23 protein-coding genes are annotated in these 22,976 nt (G+C 68.9%); 14 read left to right on the top strand and 9 right to left on the bottom strand.

What is annotated here, in order from left to right:
• The first annotated feature begins 1 nt into the window (after position 1).
• Both AW272_RS18420 and AW272_RS18415 read left to right on the top strand, forming a co-directional pair.
• On the top strand, positions 2-682 hold the full coding sequence (locus AW272_RS18420) for a DUF4956 domain-containing protein (RefSeq protein ID WP_066366533.1): 681 nt from the start codon (positions 2-4) through the stop codon (positions 680-682).
• Positions 682-2,292: a CotH kinase family protein gene (locus AW272_RS18415; protein ID WP_066366531.1), complete on the top strand. Its 1,611-nt coding sequence runs from the start codon at positions 682-684 to the stop codon at positions 2,290-2,292. The genes AW272_RS18420 and AW272_RS18415 overlap by 1 nt, the downstream gene beginning before the upstream one ends.
• 35 nt (positions 2,293-2,327) lie before the next feature.
• Here the strand turns inward: AW272_RS18415 and AW272_RS18410 are convergent, their stop codons facing one another.
• Genes AW272_RS18410 through AW272_RS18400 form a run of 3 tightly spaced genes read right to left on the bottom strand, consistent with a single transcriptional unit; the run spans position 2,328 to position 4,217 of the window.
• Positions 2,328-3,269, bottom strand: coding sequence for a M56 family metallopeptidase (locus AW272_RS18410; protein WP_066366527.1), 942 nt, complete (start codon positions 3,267-3,269; stop codon positions 2,328-2,330).
• Positions 3,266-3,619 (bottom strand): BlaI/MecI/CopY family transcriptional regulator, encoded by a 354-nt coding sequence (locus AW272_RS18405; RefSeq protein ID WP_066366525.1) that lies wholly within the window; start codon positions 3,617-3,619, stop codon positions 3,266-3,268. Before AW272_RS18405 ends, AW272_RS18410 begins: the two co-directional genes overlap by 4 nt.
• Before the next feature lie 10 nt (positions 3,620-3,629).
• Positions 3,630-4,217 (bottom strand): dihydrofolate reductase family protein, encoded by a 588-nt coding sequence (locus AW272_RS18400; protein ID WP_066366524.1) that lies wholly within the window; start codon positions 4,215-4,217, stop codon positions 3,630-3,632.
• A gap of 154 nt (positions 4,218-4,371) precedes the next feature.
• Between AW272_RS18400 and asnB the strand changes: the two genes are divergently transcribed.
• Positions 4,372-6,216 (top strand): asparagine synthase (glutamine-hydrolyzing), encoded by a 1,845-nt coding sequence (asnB, locus tag AW272_RS18395; RefSeq protein WP_066366522.1) that lies wholly within the window; start codon positions 4,372-4,374, stop codon positions 6,214-6,216.
• Here asnB and AW272_RS18390 read toward each other — a convergent pair.
• A complete protein-coding gene (locus tag AW272_RS18390; protein WP_157518628.1) occupies positions 6,200-6,613 on the bottom strand; it encodes a hypothetical protein in 414 nt (137 codons plus the stop codon). The genes asnB and AW272_RS18390 overlap by 17 nt on opposite strands.
• Positions 6,614-7,171: 558 nt before the next feature.
• Here AW272_RS18390 and AW272_RS43195 point away from each other — a divergent pair.
• From AW272_RS43195 to AW272_RS18365, 5 genes are all read left to right on the top strand, one after another.
• Positions 7,172-7,441, top strand: a complete 270-nt coding sequence (locus AW272_RS43195; protein WP_066366516.1) for a hypothetical protein — start codon at positions 7,172-7,174, stop codon at positions 7,439-7,441.
• 37 nt (positions 7,442-7,478) lie between these two features.
• Entirely contained in the window at positions 7,479-8,111 is a 633-nt protein-coding gene (locus AW272_RS18380; RefSeq protein WP_066366514.1) for a hypothetical protein, read from the top strand.
• Positions 8,108-9,166 carry a helix-turn-helix domain-containing protein gene (locus tag AW272_RS18375; RefSeq protein WP_066366509.1) on the top strand — a complete coding sequence of 353 codons (1,059 nt, stop codon included), beginning with the start codon at positions 8,108-8,110 and terminating at the stop codon, positions 9,164-9,166. Before AW272_RS18380 ends, AW272_RS18375 begins: the two co-directional genes overlap by 4 nt.
• A 221-nt stretch (positions 9,167-9,387) precedes the next feature.
• Positions 9,388-10,110, top strand: a complete 723-nt coding sequence (locus tag AW272_RS18370) for a hypothetical protein (protein ID WP_066366507.1) — start codon at positions 9,388-9,390, stop codon at positions 10,108-10,110.
• Positions 10,107-11,075 (top strand): LLM class flavin-dependent oxidoreductase, encoded by a 969-nt coding sequence (locus AW272_RS18365; protein ID WP_439649151.1) that lies wholly within the window; start codon positions 10,107-10,109, stop codon positions 11,073-11,075. Before AW272_RS18370 ends, AW272_RS18365 begins: the two co-directional genes overlap by 4 nt.
• 13 nt (positions 11,076-11,088) lie before the next feature.
• Here AW272_RS18365 and AW272_RS18360 read toward each other — a convergent pair whose 3' ends face one another.
• Positions 11,089-11,550 carry a GNAT family N-acetyltransferase gene (locus AW272_RS18360; RefSeq protein WP_066366501.1) on the bottom strand — a complete coding sequence of 154 codons (462 nt, stop codon included), beginning with the start codon at positions 11,548-11,550 and terminating at the stop codon, positions 11,089-11,091.
• A 27-nt stretch (positions 11,551-11,577) separates the two neighbouring features.
• Here AW272_RS18360 and AW272_RS18355 point away from each other — a divergent pair, with 27 nt between their 5' ends.
• Both AW272_RS18355 and AW272_RS18350 read left to right on the top strand, forming a co-directional pair.
• Positions 11,578-12,126: a CGNR zinc finger domain-containing protein gene (locus tag AW272_RS18355; protein ID WP_066366497.1), complete on the top strand. Its 549-nt coding sequence runs from the start codon at positions 11,578-11,580 to the stop codon at positions 12,124-12,126.
• Positions 12,127-12,145: 19 nt separating this feature from the next.
• The gene (locus AW272_RS18350) at positions 12,146-13,444 is read left to right on the top strand and encodes an FAD/NAD(P)-binding protein (RefSeq protein WP_066366495.1); all 1,299 of its coding nucleotides are present in this window, start codon (positions 12,146-12,148) and stop codon (positions 13,442-13,444) included.
• Here AW272_RS18350 and AW272_RS18345 read toward each other — a convergent pair.
• Together AW272_RS18345 and AW272_RS18340 are read right to left on the bottom strand one after the other, a co-directional pair.
• The gene (locus tag AW272_RS18345; RefSeq protein WP_066366493.1) at positions 13,405-14,544 is read right to left on the bottom strand and encodes a glycosyltransferase; all 1,140 of its coding nucleotides are present in this window, start codon (positions 14,542-14,544) and stop codon (positions 13,405-13,407) included. The genes AW272_RS18350 and AW272_RS18345 overlap by 40 nt on opposite strands.
• Positions 14,544-15,092: an EXLDI protein gene (locus AW272_RS18340; RefSeq protein WP_066366491.1), complete on the bottom strand. Its 549-nt coding sequence runs from the start codon at positions 15,090-15,092 to the stop codon at positions 14,544-14,546. The genes AW272_RS18345 and AW272_RS18340 overlap by 1 nt, the downstream gene beginning before the upstream one ends.
• A 297-nt stretch (positions 15,093-15,389) precedes the next feature.
• On the opposite strand from AW272_RS18340, the gene AW272_RS18335 reads away from it, so the two are divergent.
• Both AW272_RS18335 and AW272_RS18330 read left to right on the top strand, forming a co-directional pair.
• Positions 15,390-16,499, top strand: a complete 1,110-nt coding sequence (locus AW272_RS18335; RefSeq protein ID WP_245657613.1) for a glycosyltransferase family 4 protein — start codon at positions 15,390-15,392, stop codon at positions 16,497-16,499.
• On the top strand, positions 16,462-16,764 hold the full coding sequence (locus AW272_RS18330; protein WP_157518626.1) for a hypothetical protein: 303 nt from the start codon (positions 16,462-16,464) through the stop codon (positions 16,762-16,764). Before AW272_RS18335 ends, AW272_RS18330 begins: the two co-directional genes overlap by 38 nt.
• On the opposite strand, the gene AW272_RS18325 is transcribed toward AW272_RS18330, so the two are convergent.
• Positions 16,761-17,684 carry an RNA polymerase sigma-70 factor gene (locus tag AW272_RS18325; protein WP_157518625.1) on the bottom strand — a complete coding sequence of 308 codons (924 nt, stop codon included), beginning with the start codon at positions 17,682-17,684 and terminating at the stop codon, positions 16,761-16,763. The genes AW272_RS18330 and AW272_RS18325 overlap by 4 nt on opposite strands.
• Before the next feature lie 59 nt (positions 17,685-17,743).
• Here AW272_RS18325 and AW272_RS18320 point away from each other — a divergent pair, with 59 nt between their 5' ends.
• Positions 17,744-18,799, top strand: coding sequence for an NAD(P)/FAD-dependent oxidoreductase (locus AW272_RS18320; protein WP_066366484.1), 1,056 nt, complete (start codon positions 17,744-17,746; stop codon positions 18,797-18,799).
• Positions 18,800-19,013: 214 nt separating this feature from the next.
• The gene (locus tag AW272_RS18315; RefSeq protein ID WP_157518624.1) at positions 19,014-22,151 is read left to right on the top strand and encodes a glycosyl hydrolase family 95 catalytic domain-containing protein; all 3,138 of its coding nucleotides are present in this window, start codon (positions 19,014-19,016) and stop codon (positions 22,149-22,151) included.
• An 80-nt stretch (positions 22,152-22,231) separates the two neighbouring features.
• On the opposite strand, the gene AW272_RS18310 is transcribed toward AW272_RS18315, so the two are convergent.
• On the bottom strand, positions 22,232-22,837 hold the full coding sequence (locus AW272_RS18310; RefSeq protein ID WP_066366482.1) for a hypothetical protein: 606 nt from the start codon (positions 22,835-22,837) through the stop codon (positions 22,232-22,234).
• Positions 22,838-22,976 lie beyond the last annotated feature (139 nt).

Raw genomic sequence — 22,976 nt, 5'->3', positions numbered from 1 at the left:
CATGGACTTCACTTTCCAGGACCTGTCCGGCACGTTCAGCGTGACCGACATCGCCGTCGCGATGAGCCTGTCGTTCGTGCTGAGCGCGATGATCGGCTGGGTCTACCGGGCGACGCACCGCAACGTGTCGTACAGCCAGTCGTACGTACAGACCCTCGTCATCCTCGGCATGCTCATCTCGCTCATCATGCTGGTCGTCGGCTCGAACATCGCGCGCGCGTTCGCCCTGGTCGGAGCCCTGTCGGTGGTGCGGTTCCGCAACGCCATCAAGGAGACCAGGGACGTCGGCTTCATCTTTCTCGTCATGGCCGTCGGCATGGCGGTCGGCACCCGCTTCTACGTGCTGGCCATCGTCGCGGCCGTGGCGATCTGCCTGATCGTCGTGATCATGAACCGCTTCAACTGGTTCGCACTCAACACGCAGCGCCAGGTCGTGAAGGTGCAGGTGCCATCGGACGAGGACGACTACACGCACGCCATCCAGGACATCCTGATCCAGCACACCGACGAGTTCGAGCTGGTCAGCATGGAGTCGATCCGGGCCGGAGCGCTCCTGGAGCTGATGTACACCGTGAAGATCAAGAAAGGTCACGAACCCGCTGACCTGATCAGCGCCCTGCGCGACCGCAACCACGGCCAGTCGGTCACCGTCCTGACCGGCTACGACCAGACCGATCTCTGATGGCCCTCAAGCATCGGATCCCGGTCTCCCTGCGGATGAACTGGAAACCGGTCGCCGCTTCGGGGGTCTTCCTCGCGGTGTGCGCCGGGGTCTTCGGAACGGGGACCATCCGCCCGTACGTGACCAGCACCGCCTCGGCTTCCGGCGACACCGTGGTCACCGACCTGAAAGGTTCGGCGGAGCTCTTCGACCCCTCCGCCGCGCACGAGGTGAAGCTGACGTTCACCGACGCGGCCTACGAGGACATGCTGACCGAGTACTTCAAGAGCGGCGAGAAGAACTACGTCGAAGCCGACCTGGTCATCGACGGGATGACGATCCCGAGCGTGGGTGTCCGTCTGAAGGGCAACTCGACCCTGGGCAGCCTGACCTGGAACGGCAAGGCCCGCGAGGGCGGCCGGGGACCGGGCGGCGGCCGGCCACCGGAGGGCTTCCAACCGCCGGAGGGCTTCGAACCGCCGGAGGGCTTCGAACCGCCGGAGGGCTTCGAACCGCCGGAGGGCTTCGAGCCGCCGGAGGGCTTCGAGCCGCCCGGGGGCGGCGAGATGCCGCGCGGTGGCGGGTTCGCCGGCATGGGCCGGGTCTCCCTCAAGGCGGAGGAGCCGGAGAACCTCCCCTGGCTGATCAGCTTCGACGAGTTCGTCGAGGGCCGCCGCTACCAGGGCCACAGCCAGATCGCCGTGCGCCCGACCTCGATGGGTTCGCCGACCCTGCTCAAGGAGTCGCTGGCGATCTCGATGGTCGGCGCGTCGGGCGAACCGTCCCAGGGCTACGCCTACAGCGCCTTCTCCGTGAACGGGCGATCCTCGGGCCCTCGGCTGCTGGTCGAATACCTCGACGAGGGCTACGCGGAGGAACTCGGCGACGGCGTGCTCTACAAGTCCCTGGCGACCTCGACCTTCACGTACAAGGGCGAGGACCAGACGTCGTACACCGACGACTACAAACAGATCAACGCCAAGGGCGAGCAGGACCTCCAGCCCGTGATCGACCTGGTCAAGTGGGTCGAACAGTCCTCCGGCGAGGAGTTCGCCGCAGGCTTGGCCGCGAAGCTGGACGTGGAGTCGTTCGCCCGGTACCTGGCCCTGCAGAACATGCTGCTCAACTTCGACGACATGGCGGGGCCGGGCCGCAACTACTACCTCTGGTACGACCTGACCACCAAGAAGTTCAAGGTCATCACCTGGGACCTGAACCTCGCCTTCAGCGGCGACGCGAACGCGGGCCCCGACGACGCGATGAGCATGGGCGGCCTCGGCCGCGGCGGCCAGGCCCCCGCAGACCAAGTACAGCAGCCCGGCGGACAGGACGCGGCTCCCGGGCAGACCCGGCAGCGGCCCGGCGGTGGTGGCGGTATGCGCATGGGCCACAAGCTGAAGGACCGTTTTCTCGAGACGCCCGCCTTCAAGACGATCTACGAGGAGCAGTACCGGAAGCTCTATCAGGAGCTGCTGGCCGGCGGGAAGGCGACCACTCTCCTCGACCAGGCGGCCGCGTCATACGGGGCCAACCAGGGCGCCGACGCCCCCGAGGCCCAGAAGGAGGTCACCACCCTGCGCGAGACGCTCACCACCCGGACGAAAGCCCTGGGCGAGGATTTCGCGAAGTGACGAACGGCCCGGCGCCGCCAGCTCCGGTTCTGGACCTAGTCGGGCACGCAGCTGAGCAGGTCGGCCGACGGATGGCAGTCCCACCACAGCCACGGCGCGACCAGCACGGCCACCGGCCCGCTCAGCACCAGCAGCGCCGACGAGTAGACCAGCACCGACACCCACCACACCGCCTGGCGTCCCCGGGCGACCAGGCGGCGGACCCGCTCGACCACCCCGGCGTCGGCCGCGCCCAGCCCGCCGGCGGGGGCCGGTTGGGCCATCATCACCAGCGCGCGGGCCAGCGGGAGCGGGTCGCGGGCGTGGTCGTCGGCGATCATCTCCAGCAGCACCGCCACGGCCTGCCGGGCGGTGCGGGCGAACGGCAGCCAGCCGAACGCCCTGCTCAGCGCCACGAACGGGAGCAGCACCAGGTCGTGGCGGCCCGCCGCGTGGGCGCGTTCGTGCTTCAGCACGGCCTGGAGCTCCGCCGCCGACAGCGAGTCGATGGCCCCCTGGCTGAGCACCACCCTGCCGCCCGCCCCGGGGACGCAGTAGGCGAGGCGGCGGGCGCTCGGGAGGACGTACACATCGAAATCGGGAAGGTGCTCCGCCGCCACGTCGACCAGCAGGCGCTGCCGCCGCCGTTCGGCCAGCGCGCTGAAAGCGGCTTTGAACGTGTGGGCGCCCAGCCAGACCAGCACCCCGGCCGACCAGGTCAGCGCGGCGAACTCGGTCAGGCCCAGGCCGTGGAGGCCGTGGCCGGATGCCAGCCCCCGGACGAACGTGTGCATGCCGTGCGGGAACACCGCGCCGAGCGGGGCGACCGCCGCGACCAGACCGGCGGTGATCGCGCCCAGCCCGGCCGACAGGGCGACGGCCTGCCACAGCGCCAGCGCGGCCCGGGGGTGCCGCCAGGTCCATTCGGCCTTGGCCAGGCGGGCGGACATGCTCATCGGGAGCAGGGCGACCAGGGCCGACAGGAGCCACGGAGTCATTGGGCGTCTCTCGCGTCGAGCGCCTCCCGGAGGGCGGCGGCGACCTCCGGGGAGACCGTGCCGACGAAGCGCTGCACGGCCCCTTCGAGGTCGCCGGCCTCGTCGAGCGCGGCCCGCATGGCCTCGGCGGCGACGGCGTCCTTGTCGACGGCGGCGCGGTAGAGGTGGGCGCGGCCGACCCGCTCGCGGGAGACCATGCCCTTGTTGGCCAGCCGGACCAGAACCGTCAGGACCGTGGTGGTCGCCGGTTGCGACGGCAGTTTCGCCGCCAGGTCGTGGGCGAAGATCCCGTCAGGGTGCCGCCACAGGGCATCCATGATCGACCGCTCGAGCGTGCCCATCCGCGCCATGCCCCCCAGATTAACGCCGCACGCGGTAGCGCAGGTGGGTCACTCCGGTGCCCTCGACGATCCTGACCGGTCCGTCGAACTGGACCGGCGTGACGCCCAGGTCGGCGAACAGCGGGGTGCCGCTCCCGAGGAGCACCGGGACGAGTTCGACGCCGATCTCGTCGAGCAGGCCGGCTTCGAGCGCCTGCCTCGCCATCTGACCGCCGTTGACCACGACGTCCTTGTCTCCCGCGATCTCCCGGGCCTTCGCCACGGCCGCCTCGATGCCCTCGTCGACGAACACGAAGTTCGGGCGGTCCTCCGGGAGGCGGTGCGTCAGGACGACCACCGGGACGCCCATCGGGTGCATGCCGCCCCACCCGTTGGTCAGGTCGTAGAGGTGGCGGCCGACGACCAGTGCGCCCACGTCGCCCCACTCCTCCTGGAGCAGGCCGGCGCTGGCCTTCGACAGGCGCAGCGGCGGGACGTTCGGGCTGGCGCCGGGGACCTCGACGTCGCCGTTGCCGTACCACTGGAACAGCAGGTCGAAGCCGCTGTCGCCGGGGCCGGCGATGAAGCCGTCGAGGGACATCGTGCCGCCGGTGAGGACCTTGCCCATTGTTCTGTCTCCTTCGGTTTTTCGTTCTCTTGTCCACGCGTCGTCCGGGTGGGCGCGGATTCGACATCGGGTCCTAAAGATTTTTTTATCCGGGCATACCGGCCCCCCGGTCGAGGGTTCCCACAGATGTGTGAGGGATGGGGGGATCGGGAGCATGTGTGGAATCACCGGCTGGGTGGATTACGAGCGCGACCTGACGGGGGCCAGGCCCAAGGAGATCGCGCAGGCCATGACCGACACGATGAGCTGTCGCGGGCCCGACGACGAAGGACTCTGGTTCGCGGCGCACGCCGCGATCGGGCACCGAAGGCTCGCCATCATCGACCTCGCCGGTGGACGGCAGCCGATGGTCGCCGAATCGGACGGCCTGGACCTGGCGGTCCTCACCTACAGCGGTGAGGTCTACAACTTCCAGGAACTCCGCGCCGAACTGGTCACGCGGGGGCACGCGTTCCGGACGTACAGCGACACCGAGGTTCTGCTCCACGCCTACCTGGAGTGGGGCGAGGACGTCGCCGAACATCTGAACGGGATGTTCGCGTTCGCCGTCTGGGACACCCGGGAGGAGAAGCTGATCCTGGTCCGCGACCGGATGGGGATCAAGCCGCTCTACTACTACCCGACGCCCGCGGGGGTGCTGTTCGGGTCCGAGCCGAAGGCGATCCTGGCCAACCCGATGGCCGAGCGGGTGGTCGACGCCGACGGGCTGCGCGAGATGCTCGCGTTCGTGAAGACGCCGGAGAACGCGATCTTCAAGGGGATGTACGAGGTCCGCCCCGGCCAGGTCGTCAAGGTGACCCGGCAGGGGATCACCAAGCGCCGCTACTGGCAGCTCTCCTCCTACGAGCACCCCGACGACGTTCCGACGACGGTGCTGACCGTGCGGACGCTGCTCGACGACATCATCGCCCGCCAGCTCATCAGCGACGTGCCGCTGTGCACGCTGCTGTCCGGCGGGCTCGACTCCAGCGCCGTCACCGCGCTGGCCGCCCTCGACCTGCAGGAACAGGGGCTCGGTACGGTTAGGTCGTTCTCGGTCGACTTCGCCGGCTACACCAAGAACTTCAAGCCGGACGCCGCCAGGGCCACCCCCGACGGGCCCTACGCGCACGACCTGGTGCGGCACATCGGTTCCGACCACACCGACATCGTGCTCGACTCGGCCGACCTCATCGACCCCGCGGTCCGGTCGGCGGTGCTGCGCGCCCGCGACCTGCCGGTCGGCATGGGCGACATGGACACCTCGCTCTACCTGCTGTTCCGGGCGATCCGCAAGCACTCCACGGTGGCCCTGTCAGGCGAGTCGGCCGACGAGGTGTTCGGCGGCTACCAGTGGTTCCACGACCCGGTGGCCGTCAACGCCGACACCTTCCCGTGGCTGGCCATCGGCGACGTCGTGGGCCACCTGAACCTGGAACTGCTCGACCAGGACCTGCTGCGGATGCTGGACATCCCCGGCTACCAGGCCGACAGCTACCACGACTCGATGGCCGAGGTGCCCAGGCTCACCGGGGAGACCGGGCTCGAGGCGCGGATGCGGGAGATCAGCTACTTCAACCTGACCCGGTTCGTCCAGATGCTGCTCGACCGCAAGGACCGGATGAGCATGGCCGTCGGGCTGGAGGTCCGGGTGCCGTTCTGCGACCACCGCCTGGTCGAATACGTGTTCAACGCGCCCTGGGCGATGAAGACGTTCGACGGCCGGGAGAAGAGCCTGCTGCGCGCGGCCTGCGCGGACGTCCTGCCCGAGTCGATCCTGCGCCGGGTCAAGTCGCCCTACCCGTCGACCCAGGACCCGTCGTACGGGGTGGCGCTCCGCGACGCCGTCCGCGACCTGCTGCGCGGCGACTACCTCCCGAGCCAGGAGGTCATGGACCTGGTCGACGCCAGGAAGATGGTCAGCAGGACCGACGGCGAACCCCTGCCGAGGGCGCCGCTGGAGCGGCTGCTCCAGCTCGACGCCTGGCTGAGGGAGTACGACGTCAAGGTGCACGTCTGAACCGGCGACGGGTCAGCACGATCAGGGCGACGCCCTCGATGGAGGCGACCGCGCCCGCCAGGGCGAGGACTTTGAGGGCGTCGCCGTTCATGCCGGTGAAGGGCAGTTCCCCACCCGGCTCTGCCACGTCGGCCCGGACGACGTCCTCCTCAGAGGCGGCTCCAGGGGCGTCGACGTCGGCCTGAACGCCGTCGGCGCCTCGGGAGTCGGCATGGTCGATGGGCCGATATCCGGACGGCCTCTCATCCCGTGGCTTCTCCTGATCCGGGGCCGGTTCCTCCGGAGGCAGCACGCGGAACGAGACCCCCGTGCCGCCCGGATCCTCCGCCGCCAGCGCGGCTCCCGGCGCGCAGACCGCGAACAGCAGTCCCGCCACCGCGGGCATACTCTTTCTCATTTCTCCCCCGTATATCCCAGCCCTCCCGCCATATACCCAATTGGCGGAGTAGGGCGCATCGGGGAATCTTTACGTAATATGACCCAGTGAAAACCATGGGGAGACTGCGGGCGATATTGAGCAGTCCTCTTGGTGGTTGATTGACCCGCCGGAGACCTCGGAGCACCGGTCGCGGCCCTGACGCGTACACCGGAACTCTCAATTACCTCGCCACCACGTTGTCATGCCGGAGAATGGCCGGCGGAATATCCGTCCGCCGGCCTCTGGGGAAAATCATGGCGTTGTGGGGAAATACCGCCGGAATGGTGGCCGTGCTGCTGTTCACGGCCCCCGCCGCACACGCGGAACCGAAAGCACGACTGAGCATCGTGGTGAACGACGGCCACGACGTGATCAGGCCGGGCGACCGCCTGACCTACACGACGACCATCACCAACATCGGCGCGGGCACCGCCCCCCCCGCTCGACATCAGCCAGACCCTCGACCCCGCCCTCTCCCTGATCTCCGCCACCCCTCCGGCCAAGCTCACCGAGGGCAGGCTGCACTGGACCCGTCCCATGAAGGCGGGCGAAAGCGCGAAGTTCACCGTGACCGTCGACGTGGGCCGCCTGACCCCGGGCCTCAAGCGCCTGGCCGTCGTCTCCTGCGCGGCCAAGTCAGGGGAGGAGCGTCCCCTGGTGTGCGCGACCGACTCGGCGCCCCTGGCCCCGGCCCCGGTGGCGATGAAGACCCAGGAACCGCCGGTGTCGGTGGCCTGGGGAGCGGCCGCCGCCCTCGTGGCCGTCTTGGGCGTCCTCGTATGGCGGCGCAGGGTGAGCAAATGGTGACGACGCGGGCACAATGAGTGCCGGTATATTTCCCGGCATGTTTTCGTATCCCGAATCCGATGAGGTCATCGAGGGTCTCGGTGACAAGGCCGTCGAGGCCTTCTCCCGGTCCGTCGCCAGGTCGGCGGACGACCTTCGCCAGTATCGCGACGTCTTCCCCTCCTTCGTGTCGCAGTCGAGCGATCGAGGCCTCGCCAACTGGATTCACGACCGGCTGTGGCATCACCTGGCCGTCCTGCTGGACGGTATGGAGAAAGTCAGACTGCACGAGAGCGGGCCGACCCGGGAGATGATCGTCGGGAACCGCTACCGCCTCCGGGCGAAGCGCCACAGTGAACGGGGAGCCGTCAGCGCCTATCCGACTCAAGGCATGATCGAGTTCATGATCCAGGACATCGAGCAGCCCACGCTGTTCGATGGATACGACGAGATCCGCCTCATCGTCGGCTACATCTGGGATCCGGACACCCGCGCCATGGGTGGCCCGGTTCTGTCACTGAGAGACGGCGTTGAGAACCTGGTGTGGATGGTCGAGCTGCCGGATGTCGGCACCGGCTACGCGGGCGGGGTCGTGATCCCGATCGTGCCGCCTCTTGACGGGGGCCCGGCCGCGCCGATCATCGAATTCGCGGAGCAGAACGATCAGACCGGGGAGAGTGAACGACGATGACCAATCTCGGCGAGGTGCTGACGACGGCTCGCCGGGCATGCGGTTATACGCAAGAGGACCTCGCCGGTGCGGCCGGGGTGACCCAGGCCGCGCTGTCCAGGTACGAGAACGACCTGCGGGAACCCGAGGCGGAGGTTCTCGAACGGCTGGCGCGGGTGCTGGGCGTCACGGCGGCGTTTCTCACCCGGGCCGGGCGCGTGCACGGCGGCATGGCGGTCGACGCGCATATGCGGCGACGTCAGACGGCCAGGCCCACCACGTGGCGGCGACTGGAAGCCCGGCTCAACATGTATCGAATGCACGCGAGCTTCATGTACGAGGAGATCTCGGTTCGGGCGGAACAGTACATCCCCCGGCTGGATCCTCTCGACACGCCGCCCGCGGATGCGGCCCGCATGGTGCGGATGCAGTGGCGGATGCCCATCGGGCCTGTCCGATCCCTGGTCCGTTGGCTGGAGGCGGCAGGAGTGCTCGTCATCGATGAGGACTTCGGTACACCTCGCGTCGACGGGATGTCCCAGTGGATCGGCGATCACCCGATCATCCTGCTCAACTCCCGGGCGCCCACCGACCGTCGCCGCCTCACCCTCGCCCACGAGCTAGGGCACCTGGTGTTGCACTCGGTTGACGTGTCCGCCTACGTCGAGGACGAAGCCGACGCGTTCGCCGCCGAGTTCCTGATGCCCATCGAGGTCATCCGACCGCAACTGCGCACTCTCAAGATGGGTTACCTCCACGACCTCAAACGGGAGTGGGGCGTGTCCATGCAGGCGCTGGTGGAACGGGCATACCGGGCCGAACTGATGACGCCTCTGGCGAGAACGAACATGTACAAGGCATTCAGCGCGCGTGGATGGCGCACCGCCGAACCTCTCGGTGGCGAGCTTCCGCCTGAGACGCCTTCGTTGGCCGCCACGATCGGCGCGACCCTCACCGGCAAAGGAATGGATCCCGGCGACATCGCTCATATCGCGGGGTTCGCCGGGCCGGAGCACAACACCCTGTTCGCGGCGCCACCGCCGCTCGGTCGGCTGACCGCGGTCAGGGGCGTCTGAAGGCGGCGAGCAGGCCCAGGACCTAGAAGAGTTCACCCGCCTCCGGGCCGAGTTCGTGACCGGCTCTCGGCCTTTCCGAACGCACAGGTCGCCGTGGCGGAGTCGCCAAGCAGACCAGGGGCCAGTGCGGGTTGTCGGCCAGGCGGGCGCCCGCGACACCGGGATGTGTCCATGATTCGTCGGGCCGCTCCTTCCTGCTCCTCGCTTGGTAGGCATGGAGGGTGAAGAACCTCCATCCCGGGCCGCCGCACGCGATCGCCGCCCTCCACTCCGAGCGGCCCGAACACGAGTGCTTCGCGGAGATGTGCGTGGTCGTGGCGGATTGTGGGAGTGTGACCAGCGGAACCGTCGCGGTGGTCCCCTGGGACGCGACGTTCGAGTACGACTTCGACGTGGCCGAGGTCACCACGGTCCTCGACCTGCCCGATGACAGGTTCCACGAGGTAGTCGGCGGCCGGAGCGATGCCGGGCGGCCGATCCAGGCGGGCTACCGGCGGAAGGCGCTGGGCGTGATCCTGGTGGAATACCTGCCGGCCCTGGGCGGGGACGCCCACGCCATAGGGGTGACGATCTCGGCCCAGACCTCCGGCGACGCCACGCGGGGCTTGGAGTCGAGCGCGCCGAGATGGCTGCGGAAAGTGCTGTCCCGCGCGGCCGGACGGTTACGCGCTCCCTACGGAGGAATCGACGTCGAGCAGCCGCCGGCCTCGCCGCGGGAGTTATCGGGCGGCCTCCACTGGCTTCCCTACGAGACCTATATCTCCCAGGAGGTCGTCGACGCCGACGAAGACCTACGGGAGGCGCTCGCCGCCGATTTCCAGACGGCGAGAAAATGGCCTACCGGCATGTTCTACGCGGGAACGGGTGACCGTTCGCGGAGCAGCAGGGCTCTGGGCCGACACTTGCACGAGGCGCCGTCACCGAGGACGAGGAGACCAGCCTGATTCGCATCGGGGTCTTCCTGGTCGGTGCGTTGTTTCCCGGCCAGTCGGCCGGCGAGGTCCTGCGGAACACCGTCGAGACCGTCGTCGCCGCCGAGCGGGCGGGCTTCGATGACGCCTGGATCGCCGAGCACCACTTCATGTCCTACGGCGTCGTCCCCTCGGCCATCACCTTGGCAGGGGTGGCGCTGGGCCGCACCAGCCGAATCACTGTCGGCACGGCCGTGAGCGTCCTGTCGACCCGGCATCCGGTGGCCCTCGCCGAGGAGGCCGCGATCCTGCACCACGCGTCGGGCGGGCGCTTCGAACTCGGTGTGGGTCGCGGCGGCCCCTGGGTCGACCTGGAGGTCTTCGGCATCGGTCTTCCTCGGTACGAGAGCGGCTTCGCCGAATCTCTCGACCTCCTCCGCGCCGCCCTGAGCCGGCAGCGGCTCTCGGCTGACGGGGAGTTCTTCCGCTTCCGCGAGGTGGAGATGATGCCCGACCCGCCCGGCCTGCGCCCGATCGTCGCCTGCACCTCGGCGGAGACCGCCGACCTGGCCGCCGCGCGCGGTCTGCCCATGCTGCTGGGGATGCACATCGGCGATCAGGAGAAGGCCGCGATGATCGCGCGCAACGCCTCCGGCGATCACATCGGCGCGGCCGTCGGCTTCGTGGGCGACTCGACGGAACAGGCCGTCGCCGAACTCAAGCGCGCCATGCCCCGCTGGCTGCGCCCCGGCCTGGCCGGTTACGTCCCCGTCGACGGCCGCCCTCGGCAGCAACGTGATGTCGACGCCTACGTCGACCTGCTCTGCCGCATCCATCCGGTCGGTTCGCCGGAGCACTGCGTGCGGGTGCTGCGCGAGACGGTCGTACAGACGGGCTTGAAGAGGTTGATTCTGCTGGTCGAAGGGTCGGGTGACCATCGCAGGACCCTGGAGAACGTGGCAAGGCTGGGGCGGGAGGTCCTGCCGCTGGTCAGGTGATCAGCGGGATGGCTCACGGGCGCCAGTACAGTGCCGGGTCGGGGTGGTCGAGGAAGCCCAGCTCGCGGTAGAGCGGTTCGGCCTGGTGGGACGCGTACAGGTCGACCCGGATGGCCTCGCGGTCGCGGAACCAGTCGAGCAGGCCGGCCATGATCGCGCGGCTGTGGCCGCGTCGCCGGTGAGCGGAGTCCGTCACCACGCCGATCACATGGCCGATCCGGCCGTTGCGGGAGTGGGGGCCGGGGAACCACTGCTCGATGCTGCCGATGCCGCAGGCGGCCAGGCCGGTTTCGGCGTCCACGACCAGGATCAGCGTGTCGGGCTCGGTCAGCTTCTGTTTGAAGACCGTGGCGAGGGCCTGGCGCCAGTCGTCCGGCGATGAGGGGTTGAAGAAGTCGCCGCCCATGTCCTCGAAGAGGAGCGCCCGCAGGCGGACGAGCTCGGGGATGTCCTGTTCGGTCGCGGATCGTGTCATGGGACAGAAGGCTGCTGTAATGGGCTTATGCACCTCAACCCTTACGGTGCCGATGTCGTCAACTTCGCCGCGGATCTCGCCAACCGCCCACTGGCCACCGCCGAAGAACTCGCTGAGCGCTGCCTCAAGGCGGGGCTCGTGCTGGAACGCCCGGTCGAGCCCGCCGATCTCGACCACGTCCTCGAAGTGACGCGGGCCTGGGTCGAGATCGTCGACGCCCCCGGTGAACGCGAGAAGGCCGATCTGCTCAACGACATGCTGGCCCGGTCGGCCGCCTACCCCCGGCTGACCGACCACGCCGGGGGCTGGCACCTTCACTACCGCGACGACCTGCAGCGCCTCGGGGCGGTGCTGTTCGCGCTCATCTCGGTCGGCACCGCGCTGCACCTGGTCTCGCGGGGTATGGACCGGTTGGGCCGATGTGCCGCGCCGGGATGCGCGGTCATCTACGCCGATACGTCGCGAACCGCCCGGCAGCGCTACTGCTCGCAGGGGTGCGCCAACCGGGATGCGGTCCGGCGCCATCGGGCCAGGCGATCCGCGGAATCAGAAATTGCCTATAAAACTTGTAGGTAAAGTCTCTTATTCTAGGGGCATGACTCCCGTCATCGTGGTCGTGGGCGGTGGGGCCAGTGGCACGCTGGCCGCCGTCCACCTGCTGCACGCCGCCCGCGTCCGTCGTCTGCCCCTGCACGTCGTGCTGATCGATCGGTACGCCCGCCACGGCCTCGGTCAGGCCTACTCCACCACCGATCCCGCCCATCTGCTCAACGCCCCCGCCGTGAAGATGAGCGCTCTGGAGCATGATCCGGCCGACTTCGTCCGCTGGGCCAAGTCGCCCGACTGCGCGTTCCTGCCCCGGCAGACCTACGGCCACTACCTGCGGGACGTGCTGGAGCGCGCGCAAGACGTACCGGAACGAACAGTGCGGCGGGTCACGGGTGACGTCGCGTCGGTGTCCCGGCGGCCCTACCGGGTCTCGCTCACCGACGGACGGGTGTACGACGCCGACGCGATCGTGCTGGCCACCGGGAACGCCGCCCCCGGGCTGAAGCTGCCGGAGAAACGATGTACCAACGACCCGTGGGCGGTGGGTGCGCTCAACGAGGTCGACAGCGGTGACGTGCTGGTCGTCGGGACGGGGCTGACCATGGTCGACCTGGCCGTCACGCTCACCCGCACGCCCGATCGAACGGTCTACGCGGTGTCGCGGCATGGGCTGCTGCCGCGCGTACACGACGAGAACCCGGTTGTTCCCCGGCAGGTCACGCTGCCCGAAGGGCCGCTGACATTGCGGGTGCTCTTCCGGGCGGTGCACGAGGCGGCCTCACACGGCGAGTGGCGGGGTGTCGTCGACGGGCTGCGGCCCAGAGTTCCGGAACTGTGGTCGCGGCTGCCGCTGAAGGAGCAGCGCCGGTTCCTCCAGCTGGCGGCGCGCTACTGGGAGATCCACCGGCACCGGATCCCGCCGGTCACCGCCGCCAAGATCGCCGACCTGCGGTCGAGCGGGCGGCTGAAGATGCTGAACGGCTGTGTGGACGGGGTCTCGCCCGGCCCCGACGGAGTGATCGTGCACATGGGCGACCGCGACATCCCCGTCTCCTGGGTTCTCAACGCGACCGGGCCGGGCTCGGTCTGCACCCGCGATCCGCTGCTGACCAGGCTCATCGGCGACAGGATGGTCCGGCCCGACCGGCTCGGGCTCGGCATCGACGCCGACGCGCGCGGGCGCCTCGTCGACGCCGCCGGACACGCCGATGATCGGCTCGTCACCCTCGGCCCGGTGCTGAGAGGCAGCCGGTACGAGACCACGGCCATCCCCGAGATCAGAGGTCAGGCCGCGACCCTCGCGCCTCACGTCATCGACGAGATCTGCGGCCGCCTGGTGAGGTGAGCCGCGGCCGTCGCCGCCCCGTCGGTGCGGATCGTGGCGGACACCTCCAGAGCCCTGGCGCGGTCGAGGGAGGCCAGCGCGCCCGGCAACTCGTCGAAGGTCGCTATCGCCGCGCCGATGCCCAGCTCGGTCACCCGGCGGGCCCAATAGGGCTGGTCGGCGGCCTGCGGCAGCACCACCTGGGGTGCGCCGGCCCGTGCGGCCGTCGTCGTGGTGCCGGCTCCGCCGTGGTGGATGACCGCCGCCACACGCCCGAACAACGCCTGATGGTTGACCTCGCCGACGACGAAGGAGCCGGTCTCGTCCAGCTCGCCCCAGCCACGGGAGACGATCACCCGGTGGCCGCCGACGACCTCCGCCGGGATGTGGACGGGCATGCTCCCGAAGCCCACGTACACCGGAGGTGGCCCGGCGTCGAGGAAGGCGAGCAGGTCGGCGGGGAGCGGCCGGGTGTCGGGCGCGAACCAGGCACCGGTCTGCAGGACGCCGGGATCCAGGCACGGGTCCAAGACGGGGTCGCTGGCCAGCCAGGGCCTGTCCCCGTGGACGTAGTCGCGCACGTTCTCCACCGGCGGCAGGCCGATCGTGGCCCGGTTGACGTTGAGGGCCTCGCCGAAGAGATCGTCGATCGTCTGGGCGTCGAACTCCCACAGATCGCCGGCCCCCGGCGGGAACGGCCGGCCCGCGTACGCCAGCGGCGGGTGGTGCGGTGAGGGCAGGGTCTGCTGCTCGAAGGTGGTGTACACACAGTCGATGCCGAGCTTCTCGGCCACCGATCGCGCCCCGGCGGCGGCCGGCATCATCCCCGCCGTCAGCAGCACGTCACAGCCCTCGGCCGCCGGGAGGACCGCCTCGAACAGGCCCGCGATCACTTCGGCGGCCCGCCGGGGCAGCCCGTCGGGTGGCGGCTTCGCCTTCGTCAGCGCCTTCGCCGACGGGCCGAACGGGACCATCGCGACGCCGACCTCGGCCAGGCGAGGGGCGAAGTCGGGCGGCGCGCACACCACGACCTCCGCGCCGAGTCTCCGCAGTTCCAGGGCGAGCCCGATCAGCGGCTCGACGTCTCCTCGCGACCCGTAGGTCGTCAGCAGCACCCGCATCAGATGTCGAGATCCTCGACCGGCGGACGTTGCGCGAGGTCGGTGATCAGCTCGTAGAACTCGAAGGGGACGCGGCCCCGGAGCTCCTCGAAGGTCGCGAACACGTCGAGGGTGGCCTCGCCCTGGACGAATCCCCAGTCCGAGTCGGTCAGGCCGAGATAGGTGCGCATCGCGTTCCGCGAGAACAGGCCCGACAGCCAGTTGTCGGCGTCGCGGGTCATGCTGTCGGTGTATTCGGGGCCGCGTTCGACGTGCAGCACGTATTTGCCCTTGCGGGACCGGTAGACGCGGTAGCGCTCGTCGCGCTGGCCCACGGTCCGCCCCCATTCGCCGAGCAGGAGCCCGGCGAACCGCTGCTTGCGGACGGCGGTGCCCTGGCCGACCTTCAGGATGACCTCCTCGTAGCCCTCCTCGCGGCCCTCCTCCATCTCGACGTAGCGCTGCAGGGCGGTGCTGATCGCGGCGGAGAGTTTGCCGCCCGCGAGCTGGGCAGCTCTCTCGAACATGGGCAGGTCATCGTCGGCGACGTAGATCGTCTTGTTGGGCACGATGGCTCCTCTCTGTATACGCATGAGTGTACGTATGCCTGGCCGTGCCACAAAAATGTGACTCAGATCACATCAGCTAATTGGTCGTTCACTGCGTCTTAATACTGGGGAAATCGCACATTTTCAAAGGGGAAACTGTTGCCCATTTCGGGAGCTTTACGACGTGCCGTCGTCCGGGTACTGGAAAGTCGCGACCGGCGCCGCGCCAGAAAAGCTCCACCGCCCGACACTCGGGAGATTCGCATTCTCCTGTTGCACGCGTACGGTATGGGCGGCACCATTCGGACGGTCTTTAACTTGGCCGCCCACCTGGCCAAAAACCACGACGTCGAGATCGTGAGCGTCGTACGGGAATTGCCCGAGCTCTTCTTCGAACCGCCGCCCGGGGTGCGGATCACCTGTCTCGATGATCGCGTCGACGGCAGGAAAGGACTGCTCAACCGTTTCCGCAGCCGTCTGACGCCATCCGACGAGGCCGCCGCCCACTGGTACACCCTGAAAACCGACATCGCGCTGGCACGCTACATCCGAGGTCGGCGCGGGGGCGTCCTCATCGGCACCCGGCCGGCCCTCAATCTGCTCATCGCCCGCTTCGCCGGCCCCGAAGTGATCACCATCGGCCAGGAGCACGCGAACCTCCCGTCGCACGGCGAGGAGACCAGGAAGCAGATCGCCCGCCGCTACGGCCGCCTCACCGCCGTCGCGACGCTGACCGAGACCGACCTGCGCTCCTACCGCAAGGCGTTGAAGAACCCGCCGGCCCACCTGGTCCGCATCCCCAACGCCGTCCCGGAACTGAACGCCCCGCCGGCCCCGCGCACCGCGCCGGTCGCCGTGGCGATCGGGCGGCTCGCCCACGTCAAGGGCTATGACCTGCTGATCCGCGCCTGGGCCCACGTGCACAAGGTCCACCCCGAGTGGGTGCTGCGCATCTACGGCTCCGGCGCCCGCCACGACAAGCTGGTGGAGTCGATCGAGAAACGCGAGCTGACCGACTGCGTCCAGCTCATGGGCCTGGCCAACGACGTCGGCACGGTCCTCGCCGGAGCCTCGATGAACATCCTCAGCAGCCGCCGCGAGGGCATGCCGATGACCATCCTGGAGGCCATGAGCGTGGGCGTCCCGGTCGTCGCCTACGACTGCCCGACCGGCCCCGCCGAGATCATCACCGACGGCCACAACGGCCTGCTCGTGCCAGCGGGCAAGATCCACGCCCTGGCCGACGCCATCGGCCGCCTCATCGTCGACCCGGACCTGAGAGATCAACTGGCCGAAAACGGCTTCGCCACGGCCAAGGAATACGACATGAGCGCCATCGGTCCCCTGTGGGATGAACTGCTCCATGCGTGCCTGGTCCAGGATGGGCGACATGACGCCGTACGACCTGGTCCGGGAAGTGGTCGCTGAGCTCCCGGAGCTGGAGGGCTTTCACCGGAAGCACCTGCGGGACAACGGCGTGGTGCTCCCGCACGTCTTCTTCTGCCTTCTCGCCGATCTGCCTTCAAGGCAGCGGGTGGCGGCCTACCTGGAGACGGTCTTCGACTCGCTCGACGCCGACGCCAGGGGAGTGGTGGACGCCGGTTTCGTCTGGTCGCTCCAAGGAGGGCCCGATGTCGTGCTGGGGGAGCGGTTGCGGGCGATTCATGAGCGCATTCTGCGTACCGGAATCTAGAGTTCCCGGCTCAACGCCGTCTCCTCGGTCAGGCGGGACAGTTTCTCCGGGTTCCTGACGTAGTAGAGCTCGGTGATCAAGTTGTCTTCGACCTTCATGGACATCACTCCGTCCAACGTCCCGTCGAGATAGGCGAGGAACACCGGGCAGCCGTTGGCCTGGGCCGGTTCCAGCGTCATGATCGAGCCGAAGTTGCGCAGGATGGCCGCGTAGAACCGGACCAGCTTCTCCGCTCCCAGCAGGGGCCGGGGCATGGCCTGGATGACGCCGCCGCCGTCGGCCAGCAAGACCACGTCGGGGGCGAGCAGGTCGAGCAGCCCCTGCAGGTCGCCGTTGTCGATCGCGCGCTGGAACGCGGCCATCGCGCCCTTCGTCTGCTCCTGGGAGGCCGTGCCGCGTGGGCGGCGGGCGGCGACGTGTTCGCGGGCGCGGTGGGCGATCTGGCGTACCGCCGCCTGGGTCTTGCCGACCGCTTCCGCGACCTCGGCGTAATCGAAGGCGAAGACCTCGCGGAGGACGAACACGGCCCGCTCCGTCGGGGTGAGGGTCTCCAGGACCAGCAACATCGCGGTGGAGAGGCTGTCGGCCAGCTCGACGTCCTCGGCGACGTCGGGGGCGGTCAGCAGGGGTTCGGGCAGCCACGGGCCGACGTAGGTCTCCTTGCGGCGGCCGAGGACGCGGAGCCTGCCGAGGGCCTGGCGGGTGGCGATGGTGACCAGGTAGGCGCGCTGGTCCCGTACCGACGAGAGGTCCACGCCGGTCCACTTCAGCCAGGTCTCCTGGACGACGTCCTCGGCGTCGGCGGCGGAGCCGAGCATCTCGTAGGCGACGGTGAAGAGCAGGGCGCGGTGGGCGACGAACGTCTCCGTGGCGGGATCGGTCATATCCATCAGATGCCGGAACCAATCGTTTCGTGACATGTCACAGAAAGGAACTTCGGAGCGTCTCTTGTCTGACGCGACCAGACGAGGAGACGGCAATGAAGATCGTGGTGGTAGGGGCCGGTTACGCGGGCACGAACGCGGCGAACCTGCTCTCCAAGAAGACTGAGGCCGAGATCACGGTGATCAACCCGCGCGGCCACTTCGTCGAGCGGATCCGGCTGCACCAGCGGGTGTCGGGCACCTCCACGGCGCAGGCCCCGCTCACCTCGATGCTGCGTGACGGGATCACGGCCAGGATCGGCAGCGTCGAGAAGATCGGCGACGGGCTCGTCCTGCTCGACGACGGGAGCTCCATCGAATTCGACCATGTCGTGCTGGCCGTCGGCAGCACCGTCCAGCCGATGCCGGGCACCGTCCCGATCGGGACCTGGGAGGGCGCCGAACAGGCACGTGCCGCCCTCGCCGCCCTTCAGCCGCAGGCCGTCGTCACCGTCATAGGCAGCGGCCCGACCGGCATCGAGACGGCGTCCGAGATCGCCGCCGCACGGCCCGACCTGCGGGTGCGCGTCGTGGGGTCGCGTCTCGCGGCGACCTTCGGAGAGGGGGCGCGGCGCCGGGTGCGCGCCGGGCTCGCCCGGCTGAAGGTCGAGATCGTCGAGAACGGCGTCACGGAGGTGGCCGACGGGCGAATCCTGCTCAGCGACGGTACGGCTCTCGCCACCGACCTCACCCTGTGGGCGATCGTGTCGGGCGCCCCCGACCTCGCCGCGCGCAGCGGCTTCACCGTCAACGAGGAGGGCCGCGTGGTGGTGGACGAGTTCCTGCGCAGCGTCGACGACCCCCGTGTCTTCGCGGCTGGCGACTGCGCGGCCGTGCCGGGGGCGCGGTTGTCGTGCCAGGCCTCGGAACCCCAGTCGGCCACCGCGGCCCTCAACGTCGTGCGCGTCATCGAGGGCCGCGAACTGGTGCCCCACGTCGTGCGCTTCGTCGCGGTCTGCGTGAGCCTCGGCCGGGCGGACGCGGTGGCCCAGCTCACCTACCACGACGACACCCCGCGCAAGACGTTCGTGGCCGGGCGCACCGGCGCCGTGCTCAAGGAAGGCGTCTCGCGGAGCGTCAAGTGGGCGGCGAAGACGGGCCTCAAGCTCTGATTCCGATAACTCGAAATACATCCGATCTGTAGTGCTCTCCATCGGGATCAACCGGTCAGAAATCTGCCACAGGTCACGGAAACATCGGATGCCAGCCCTTGTTTCAGGGGTGTTTCGATGCTATTTCCTTGACTGACCCCTCACCTGACCGGAGGATCCCGTGCGCCGAAGATTAGGCATTGCCGGATTGACCGCATTGGTCATGCTCACGGGCATGACCGCGATCACCCAGACCCAGGCGGCGGCGCTGGCGCTCCCCCCGACCGATGACCTGACGTTGTGGTACAACTCGCCGGCGACCAACTGGGAGACCCAGGCGCTGCCGATCGGCAACGGCCCGCTGGGCGCCAAGTTGTTCGGCGGAGTGGCCTCCGAGCAGATCCAGTTCAACGAGAAGACCCTGTGGACCGGCGGCCCCGGCGCTTCCGGCGGCTACAACCACGGGAACTGGACCTCCCCCCGCCCGGGGGCCATCGACAACATCCAGGCGCAGATCGACCAGAGCCAGCGGATCGTCCCGCAGACCGTCGCGAACGCCCTCGGCCAGGGCAAGACCAACTTCGGCTCCTACCAGACCTTCGGCGACCTGTTCCTCGACTTCGCGGGCGCGCCGACCAGCACCACCGAATACCGACGTGAGCTGAGCCTGCGCGAGGCGGTCGCCCGGGTCGGCTACACCGCCGGCGGGGTCGAGTACACCCGTGAGTACTTCGCCAGCAACCCCGGCAACGTCATCGTGGCCCGCATCTCGGCCAGCCAGACCGGCCGGGTCTCCTTCACCGTGCGGCACACCTCACCGCGTTCCGACAAGACCGTCACCGCCTCGAACGGCCGTTTGACGATCAAGGGCGCGCTGGCCAACAACGGCCTGAAGTTCGAGGCGCAGGTCCAGGTTCTCAACCAGGGCGGCACCCGCACCGACTCGGGCGACCGGGTCACCGTGACCGGCGCCAACAGCGTCGTCTTGGTGCTGTCGGCCGGGACGAACTACTCCGACGTCTACCCGACCTACCGGGGCGCCGACCCGGCGTCGGGCGTCACCTCGCGGGTCACCGCCGCCGCGGCCCAGAGCTACGACGCGCTGAAGGCCGCCCACCTGGCCGACTACAAGAACCTGTTCGACCGGGTGAAGCTGAACATCGGCCAGACGAACCCGACCGTGCCGACGAACACGCTGCGCAGCAACTACACCGGCGGCTCGTCGACGCAGGACCGGGCGCTGGAGGCGATGTTCTTCGCGTACGGCCGCTATCTGCTGATCTCCTCGTCGCGGGAGAACGACATCCTCCCGGCCAACCTGCAGGGCGTGTGGAACAACGTCGTCAACCCACCCTGGGACGCCGACTACCACGTCAACATCAACCTGCAGATGAACTACTGGCCCGCCGAGCAGACCAACCTCCGCGAGACGACCAGACCCTACGACCGCTACGTGAACTCGATGGTCGCCCCCGGCCGGGTCACCGCGCAGAACATGTACGGCGCCCGGGGCTGGGTGGTCAACAACGAGACCAACCCCTACGGCTTCACCGGCGTGCACAGCTACCCGCAGTCGTTCTGGTTCCCCGAGGCCGCCGCCTGGACGACCCAGCACCTCTACGACAGCTACCGCTTCAACGGCGACATCAACTACCTGCGCAACACCGCCTACCCGGCGATCAAGGGCGCGGCCGAGTTCTGGCTGGACTTCCTGCACACCGACCCGCGTGACAACCGCCTCGTGGTCTCGCCCAGCTACTCGCCGGAGAACGGCGACTTCTCGGCCGGCGCGGCCATGTCGCAGCAGATCGTGAAGGAGGTGTTCACCAACGCCCTGGCCTCCGCCCGCGCGCTGAACGTGGACACCTCGCTCCAGGCCGAGCTCACCACCGCGCTGTCCCGCCTCGACCCGGGCCTGCGCATCGGCAGCTGGGGCCAGCTCCAGGAGTGGAAGACCGACTGGGACTCCCAGACCGACACCCACCGCCACGTCTCGCACCTGTTCGCCCTGCACCCGAGCAACCAGATCCTGCCGGGGACGGCCGAGGCCAACGCGGCCCGCGTCTCGCTGAACGCGCGCGGCGACGGCGGCACCGGCTGGTCGAAGGCCTGGAAGATCAACTTCTGGGCGCGCCTCCTCGACGGCAACCGGGCCCACAAGCTGCTGTCGGAGCAGCTGAAGACGTCCACGCTCGACAACCTGTGGGACACCCACCCGCCGTTCCAGATCGACGGCAACTTCGGTGCGACCTCCGGTGTCGCCGAGATGCTCGTGCAGAGCCAGCACGACACCGTGCACGTGCTGCCCGCCCTGCCCTCGACGTGGGCCAACGGCTCGGTGACGGGTCTGAAGGCGCGCGGCGACGTCACCGTCGACACGACGTGGAGGTCGGGCGCGGCCGAGACGATCATCCTGAAGACGGCTCGCAGCGCACCGATCAAGGTCCGCACCGCGGCCGCCACCGGCACCTACTCGGTCAAGGACGAGACCGGCGCGACCGTCACCGCCACCCGGACCGGCGACACGCTGAGCTGGGCGGCGACCGCTGGGAAGACGTACACGATCAGTTTCACCACCACCGGCGGCGGGACCACCCAGACCGTCGAGGGTGAGGCGTTCACCTCGCAGTCGGGCGTCCAGAGCGCGGGCCACACCACCGCCAGCGGCGGTCAGACCGTCGGCTACATCGACAACGGCGACTGGGCGGCCTACTCGCAGGTCAGCACCTCGGGCCTGCGCACCTTCAGCGCCCGGGTCTCCTCGGGCGGCCCCGGCGGGACGATCACGATCAGGGCCGGGTCGCAGACCGGGACCGTGCTCGGCACGGTGGCGGTCGCGCCGACCGGGAGCTGGGACACGTTCGCGACCGTGTCGACGACACTGACCGGGACGGGCTCCGGGCCTTTGTATCTGGTCTTCTCCGGCGGTTCGGGCAGCCTGCTCGACGTCGACACCATCACCGTGGGGACGACCGGCGGAACCGGCCCGCAGCCGCAGACGGTCCAGGGTGAGGCCTGGACCTCGATGAGCGGGGTGCAGCAGGCCGACCACCCGGGCGCCCAGGGCGGCTTCTCGATCGGCTACATCGACAACGGCGACTGGGCGGCCTACTCGGGGGTCAGCACCTCGGGCCTGCGCACTTTCAGCGCCCGGGTGTCGTCTGCCGGAGCCGGCGGCACCATTCAAATCAGGTCGGGATCACAGACCGGCACCCTGCTCGGCTCGGTCGCGGTGGCCCCGACGGGCGGCTGGGACACCCACGTGACGGTCTCCACGACGTTGACGGGATCGGCTTCCGGGCCGCTGTTCCTGGTCTTCACCGGAGGCGCAGGTTCCCTGTTCGATGTGGATTCGTTCACCGTGTCGGCATAGGGCTCCACGTTCAGCGCAACGGCGCGCAACGCGAAAGGGCGTCCTTTCCCCTGTGGGAAGGACGCCCTTTTCCTGGAAAATCAGCTTTCGGTACGAACCAGCTCGGGCCGGAAGGCGATGATCAGGCCGAGCGTGGTGTAGCCGATGAGCAGGTGGGTCGCGCCGACGAGGTTGCCGACCTCCGGGCCGAGGATGCCCATGCTGGGGATCGACACGACGGCCCAGCTCTCGGCGACCACGGGCCACACCCGGGCCAGGCCACGCCAGCGACCGGCGAAGGCGACCTTGACGCCGATCACGAACATGCCGAGCATCGACAGCGGCCAGAAGATGTCCAGGATGGCCAGCCAGCCGGCGTCGCGCTGATCCGGCAGGACCGCGTGCAGCAGGCTCCACGTCATGGCCGGGACCAGCAGCACCCGCTCGACCTGCAGCATGACCCGGGCGACCTTGCTCGTTCCGGTCGCCTGGGTGCGGATCATGAGGGCCAGCAGGCACATCAGCCCGGCCTGGAAGGCCAGGCCGCCGAGGTCGGTGAGCATCCAGCCGAGATTCGTCGTGGGCTGGAAACCGTAGGTGAAGCTGAGGGCCGACCAGAGCAGGGCCCCGGTCGACATGCCCAGGGCCAGCCGGCGGATCGTCGTGTCGGTGAGGGTGGGAGAGGTGGGGGTGGCGGTGAGCGTCATCGTCAGGTCCTTCGTTTCTTCGAGGTGGAACGATGACGATCCTGCTGACCGAACGGCCTGGGCCATCAGGGCGTGGCGTCCCGTTTCGGGGGCCCAGGCGATGCCCAGAAAAGACAGGACACGCGTCCTAGGGACTTCT

Origin of the sequence: Herbidospora mongoliensis (assembly GCF_001570545.1) — a bacterium.
In the GTDB taxonomy this organism is placed as follows: Bacteria; Actinomycetota; Actinomycetes; order Streptosporangiales; family Streptosporangiaceae; genus Herbidospora; species Herbidospora mongoliensis.
The sequence above is the reverse complement of the archived record's forward strand: the minus strand, read 5'-3'. Positions and strand labels throughout refer to the sequence as shown.